At 37.2% G+C, this 6,646-nt stretch carries 4 protein-coding genes; 3 read left to right on the top strand and 1 reads right to left on the bottom strand.

What is annotated here, in order from left to right:
* Positions 1-274 precede the first annotated feature (274 nt).
* From guaB to asnB, 3 genes are all read left to right on the top strand, one after another.
* On the top strand, positions 275-1,738 hold the full coding sequence (gene guaB, locus B3D98_RS05615) for an IMP dehydrogenase (RefSeq protein WP_004233999.1): 1,464 nt from the start codon (positions 275-277) through the stop codon (positions 1,736-1,738).
* Positions 1,739-1,879: 141 nt separating this feature from the next.
* Positions 1,880-3,211 (top strand): D-alanyl-D-alanine carboxypeptidase family protein, encoded by a 1,332-nt coding sequence (locus B3D98_RS05610; RefSeq protein WP_281217521.1) that lies wholly within the window; start codon positions 1,880-1,882, stop codon positions 3,209-3,211.
* Positions 3,212-3,310: 99 nt separating this feature from the next.
* On the top strand, positions 3,311-5,149 hold the full coding sequence (gene asnB / locus B3D98_RS05605) for an asparagine synthase (glutamine-hydrolyzing) (RefSeq protein ID WP_288581529.1): 1,839 nt from the start codon (positions 3,311-3,313) through the stop codon (positions 5,147-5,149).
* Positions 5,150-5,164: 15 nt separating this feature from the next.
* Here asnB and B3D98_RS05600 read toward each other — a convergent pair whose 3' ends face one another.
* The gene (locus B3D98_RS05600) at positions 5,165-6,583 is read right to left on the bottom strand and encodes a PLP-dependent aminotransferase family protein (protein ID WP_082148118.1); all 1,419 of its coding nucleotides are present in this window, start codon (positions 6,581-6,583) and stop codon (positions 5,165-5,167) included.
* Between the last annotated feature and the right edge of the window lie 63 nt (positions 6,584-6,646).

Here is a 6,646-nt window from a genome sequence, read left to right as displayed (position 1 = left end):
GCAAACAAAACAGTCAGCTGTATGCTGGCTGTTTTTTTACTTTCTTTTTTGATAACTTTTAACTCTACTAAAGAGATTGTTCAAATGTGTTTTTTGAATTTAAAAAATGCAAATAAATGCCTCGAAAATGTAGTTAATTATTTGTATTGTTTATCTTAATTGTTATTTGTTAAAAATCTGAATTGTCTTTCTTTTATAAGTTTCTTGACAGTAGCAGTCCACGTTGTTAATCTTACAATTAATATTCTTTTAACTATAGGAGGAAGTTACGAAAATGTGGGAGACTAAATTTGCCAAAGAAGGTTTAACTTTTGATGATGTATTATTAGTACCAGCTCATTCCGAAGTACTACCGAAAGATGTTGATTTATCTGTTCAATTAACACCAAAGATTAAATTAAACATCCCAATGGTCAGCGCAGGTATGGATACAGTTACAGAGTCTAAAATGGCGATTGCTATGGCACGTCAAGGCGGTATCGGTATTATCCATAAAAACATGGGGATTGATGAGCAAGCTGAACAAGTAGAAAAAGTAAAACGTTCTGAAAATGGTGTTATTACAAACCCATTCTTCTTAACTCCGACACATCAAGTTTTCGATGCTGAGCATCTAATGGGTAAATACCGAATCTCTGGTGTTCCTATTGTTGATAGTATGGAAAATCAAAAGCTAGTAGGGATTATTACAAACCGTGATTTACGTTTTATCTCTGACTACTCTTTAAAAATTGAAGATGTAATGACGAAAGAAGATTTGATTACAGCACCAGTGGGAACGACTTTAGAGGATGCTGAAAAAATTCTTCAACAATATAAAATCGAAAAGCTTCCAATTGTAGATGAAGAAGGTAGATTAACTGGACTTATTACAATTAAGGATATCGAGAAAGTGATTGAATTCCCGAATGCTGCGAAAGATACACATGGCCGTTTACTAGTAGGCGCGGCAGTTGGTGTATCAAAAGATACGATGGTACGTATTGAGAAGCTTGTTGAAGCACAAGTTGACATTGTTGTAATCGATACGGCCCATGGTCATTCAGAAGGCGTATTACAAACAATTCGCTCAATCCGTGAGACTTACCCTGAGCTAGAAATCATCGCTGGTAATGTTGCTACAGGAGAAGGCGCACGTGCATTATTTGAAGCAGGAGCAGATGTTGTTAAAGTAGGTATCGGTCCTGGTTCTATTTGTACTACACGTGTTGTAGCAGGTGTAGGTGTACCACAAATTACAGCAGTATATGATTGTGCTACAGTAGCTCGTGAGCTAGGTAAAACAATAATTGCTGATGGTGGTATTAAATACTCTGGTGATATCGTAAAAGCTCTAGCAGCTGGAGGCAACGTTGTAATGCTTGGTTCTCTTCTAGCAGGTACATCTGAATCTCCTGGAGAAACAGAAATCTTCCAAGGCCGTCGCTTTAAAGTTTATCGTGGTATGGGTTCTATTGGCGCAATGGAAAAAGGTTCTAAAGATCGTTACTTCCAAGAGGATGCAAAAAAATTAGTACCTGAAGGTATTGAAGGCCGTCTTCCTTATAAAGGACCATTAGCTGATACAATCTACCAACTGATTGGTGGTATTCGCGCTGGTATGGGTTATTGTGGAGCTCCACATCTGGAGCACCTACGCGAGAATGCACAATTTGTTAGAATGACAGGTGCTGGTCTTCGTGAATCACATCCACATGATGTACAGATTACAAAAGAATCACCAAACTATTCCATGTAATATATTACTTGCAACTTTTATGCTTTCGCATCGTCTACAAAGATGGCGCGAGAGCATTTTTTTATGGTAGAGAGTCAACACGTTTGTTGTTATCTATGATAAAATGTCGAGGACAAGATTATTTTTTGGAGGGCTTTCAAGGTGAAAAAGAAAATGAACACCGTATTACGCTTACTCCTAATTCCTGTTTTATTATTTAGTATTTTTGCAGGTATTCCTGCAAAGGCAAATGCGGAAACAGATTTAGGATTAACAGTGGATGCTGCGATTTTAATTGATGCAGATTCAGGGAAAATTTTATTTGAACAAAATGCAGATACTTCACTAGGTATTGCAAGTATGACAAAGATGATGACTGAATACCTGTTATTGGACGCGATTGATGCAGGGAAAGTTAAATGGGATCAAGAATATCACGTAACAGATTATACGTATCGTATGTCTCAAAATCGTGCATTAAGTAATGTACCTTTACGTAGAGATGGCTCTTATACGATTCGTGAGTTATATGAGGCAATGGCAATCTATTCAGCAAATGCAGCAACCGTAGCTATTGCTGAAACGATCGCAGGTTCTGAAACTGAATTTTTAAAGTTAATGAATAAAAAAGCAGAAGAACTTGGTTTAGAGGGCTATAAATTTGTCAACTCTACTGGTCTTAATAATGCTGATTTATTTGGTATGCATCCATCAGGCACAGGCCCAGAAGATGAGAATGTGATGCCTGCAAAATCTGTAGCAAAATTAGCATATCATTTATTAAAAGATCACCCAAAGGTATTAGAAACATCTAAAATTGCAAAAAAGACATTCCGTGAAGGAACAGAAGATGCAATTAAAATGTCTAACTGGAACTTTATGTTACCGGGATTAGTGTATGAATATCAAGGTGTAGATGGATTAAAGACAGGTACAACAAACTTTGCAGGTCACTGCTTCACAGGTACTGCAGAGCGCAACGGTACTCGTTTGATTGCAGTTGTAATGAAAGCTGTTGATGCAAATGGACAAGGGTCCTATGAAGCTCGCTTTGATGCCACAGCGAAATTATTTAACTACGGCTTTTCACAATTCTCAAAGCAAGAAATTTTACCAGGGAACTATACATTCAAAGATCACAAAACAGTTAAAGTGACAAAAGGTAAAGAAGACAAAGTATCGATTGCAGTAAAAGAACCAATTTCATTTATGATTAAGTCTTCTGATAAAGACTTATATAAACCTACATTGGTTTTAGATAAAAAGAGTTTAGAGGCAGACGTTAAAAAAGACACTGTTGTAGGAAAGGTCGTTATTGAACGCACAGAAGGCACAGATTACGGCTTTATTGATGGCAAGGATATTTCATCCGATGTTGTCACAACAGAGGCTGTAGAGCGTGCTAGCGGTATCTCATTGTTCTTCCAAGGTGTAGGTAACTTCTTCGGTAATTTATGGGGAGGCATTACAGACTTTGTTGGTGGATTGTTTTAATATTTAAATACGAGCACATGAATGCACTTAAGCATTCATGTGCTTTTTCACATTTTTACACGCTATAGCATACGCTAATAGGCGAAAGGATGTGGCTAAATGTGTGGCATTACAGGCTGGGCTAGTTTTCAAAAGGACTTAAGAACAAGTGACACAATATTAAAATCGATGACGCAAACATTAAATAAGAGAGGGCCAGATGATGAAAATATTTGGTGTAGTGAGCATATTGCATTTGGCCATCGACGGTTGGCTGTTATTGATTTAATCGGTGGCAAACAGCCAATGAAAAAAATCCATGATGGTTTGAACTATGTCATTACATATAATGGCGAACTTTATAATACAGAGGAGCTACGTAAGGAACTTCAAAAAAGAGGGCACAGCTTTACAACACAATCGGATACTGAAGTACTATTAACTGCCTATATTGAATGGAAAGAGCAGTGTGTAGAATTTCTAAATGGTATTTTTGCCTTCGGTATTTGGGATGAGCAAACACAGTCTTTATTTTTGTGTCGAGACCGACTAGGCGTAAAACCCTTGTATTATACAGAGCAACAAGAAGGTGTACTTTTTGCATCTGAGGTGAAGGCTCTGCTAGCACACCCTACGGTTCAAGCATGTGTAAATGTTGAAGGGTTGGCAAGTATGATGGCTGTAGGACCTTCTAGAGCGCCAGGTAAAACCCTTTTTCAAAATATTGAAGAATTACGACCTGGCTATGCTATGCGATTCTCTAGAGAAGAAGGTTTAAGAAAGTGGCCGTATTGGCAACTACAAAGCCGTAGACATGAAGAAACATTAGGAGAAACAATTGAACATGTTGGTTTTTTGTTAACGGATGCTATAGAACGTCAGCTAGTTTCGGATGTACCCATTTGTACGTTTCTTTCAGGAGGACTAGATTCCAGTATTATTACAGGCATTGCAGCAAATAGATTCCAACAGCAAAACCATCAATTGCATACGTATTCTATTGATTATGAAGATAATGAGCGCTTCTTTAACCCACATTCTTTCCAGACCTCCACGGATACGTACTGGATTCAAAAAATGACAGAAACTTTCAAGACAGCTCACCACGCAGAGGAAATCACTCAGCAACAGTTAATTGATTTATTAGTGGAATCGGTCATTGTTCGTGATTCCCCAGGTATGGCAGATGTAGATTCTTCGTTATTATGGTTTTGTCGTGAAATAAAAAGGGAATTTACTGTAGCGCTATCAGGAGAGTGTGCAGATGAAATTTTTGGTGGTTATCCATGGTTTAAAGATAGGACTACTGGTTTCCCTTGGATCCGTTCATTGTCTGAAAGAAGTGCATTACTCCAAGAGAAGTGGAACAAAAAATTAAAAATTGAAGCCTATGCACAACAACTATATACACAAACAATAGCTGAAGTTCCTTTGCTAGATGGAGAAGGTCTAGCAGAGGCAAAGCATCGTGAAATGTCCTACTTAAATATGCTATGGTTTATGCAAACATTATTAGAGCGGAAGGATCGTATGAGTATGGGGGCAAGTTTAGAGGTACGTGTCCCTTTTGCAGATCATCGGCTTGTAGAATATGCCTGGGATATTCCGTGGGAAATGAAGAATTTAGATGGAATAGAAAAAGGATTACTTCGAAAATCAATGTCACATCTATTGCCGAATGAAGTGTTATATCGTAAAAAAAATCCTTATCCAAAAACATATCATCCTATCTATACAGCAGGAGTGCAAAAATGGTTGAAGGAAATTCTACATGATAAAAATTCAATTTTGCATGAACTATTTGAACGACAAAAGCTTGCGGAGTTAATTGAATCGGGAGGTAGCTCTTTTAAGGTTCCGTGGTATGGGCAATTAATGGCAGGTCCCCAGCTTTTAGCTTATCTAGGGCAAATTCATACTTGGTTTGAGCATTATCAAATTCAATTAATTGAGACTTAATTTAAAACGACCCATCTACGTAGATGGGTCATTTTTTTGTATACTCCAGCAATCCATCAACTGCTCAATGGATGATTCGATTGCTTGTACGGGAATCCCTCCAAAACCTAATAAAAATTGAGCTTGTGAAGATTCATAATGATCTAGTCTATAGGCTGATAATGGATAAATACCGATTTCTGCTTGAGAGGCGAGCTGTTGTAATTGTTTTTCTGAAAATGTGTGTTGAACCTCTAATAAAATATGCATACCCGCTTGTTCACCAGTAATGTTAATGGATGATGAATATTTTTCTAAAATAGAAGTTAGTTTATCATGTTTTTTACGATAAATTTTACGCATACGATTGAGATGCTTTGCAAAATGCCCATCACCCATAAAATTTGCTACAATATGCTGATCAAAACGAGGCACCGTTGATGAATAATAATTAAAGACATCGTTATAAGTAGCAAGTAGTTTAGGTGGAAGTACAAAATAAGCTACTCGCAAGGATGGCATTAAAGATTTAGTAAAAGTACTCATGTAAATAACTTTATCGTTTCGATCTAATGCGTGTAGGGCAGGAATTGGTTTTCCAGCATAACGAAATTCCGAATCATAATCATCCTCAATAATATAACGAGAGGTGCTTTGTGCCGCCCAATTTAAAGCTTGTGCTCGTCTTGTAGCAGATAATACAGCCCCAGTTGGGAATTGATGTGAGGGTGTAATATACACAACATTAGCATTTGTTTTTTCGAGATCATGAATAATTATGCCCTCTTCATCAACTGCAATTGGATAAACTTTTCGTTTATGCTGCGAAAACATTCGATGGACGGCAGGGTATCCTGGGTTTTCTAATGCAAAGCTGGTGTCCTCACTAAAAAGACGGAGAATCATAGGGAGGAGCTGCTCCGTCCCTGAACCAATAACAATTTGTTCAGGGTGGCATACAACACCACGGGATTGATATAAATAATTAGCAATCTCTGTGCGTAAAGACAGTTCACCTTGTGGTTCCCCTGTTAATAATAGCTCCTTTGAGGTATCGTCAAAAAGCTCTTTTGCATACTTTCTCCATGTTTGAAATGGAAAAGCATCGATATCAATAGATCCTGGATTAAAATCGATTTTGTAAGACTTTTTCTTAGGATATTCATTAATGGACGCCATAGTATCTTGTTGAATGTAAGGCAGTTCATCTATTTCTTCTACAAAATAGCCAATACGTGATTTGGACATAATATAGCCTTCAGCTAATAGCTGAGCATAGGCAATTTCAATTGTTGTTTGGGAAATATTTAAAAAATCAGCTAATTTTCTTTTTGAAGGCAGTTTTTCTCCTACAGTTATTTTTTTAGAAATAATAGCTTCTTTAATACCGTTATAAAGCTGATCATAAAGCGGTTTATCACTATCTCTTTCAAGCTGGAATAAAAGCATATCCATGATCTGGAACCTCCTGACCCTATAAATATTTTAAAAACTGGATATTTTGATATGGTCAATTTC

The organism is Lysinibacillus sp. UBA5994, assembly GCF_002429725.1.
Taxonomy (GTDB): domain Bacteria; phylum Bacillota; class Bacilli; order Bacillales_A; family Planococcaceae; genus Lysinibacillus; species Lysinibacillus capsici.
The sequence above is the reverse complement of the archived record's forward strand: the minus strand, read 5'-3'. Positions and strand labels throughout refer to the sequence as shown.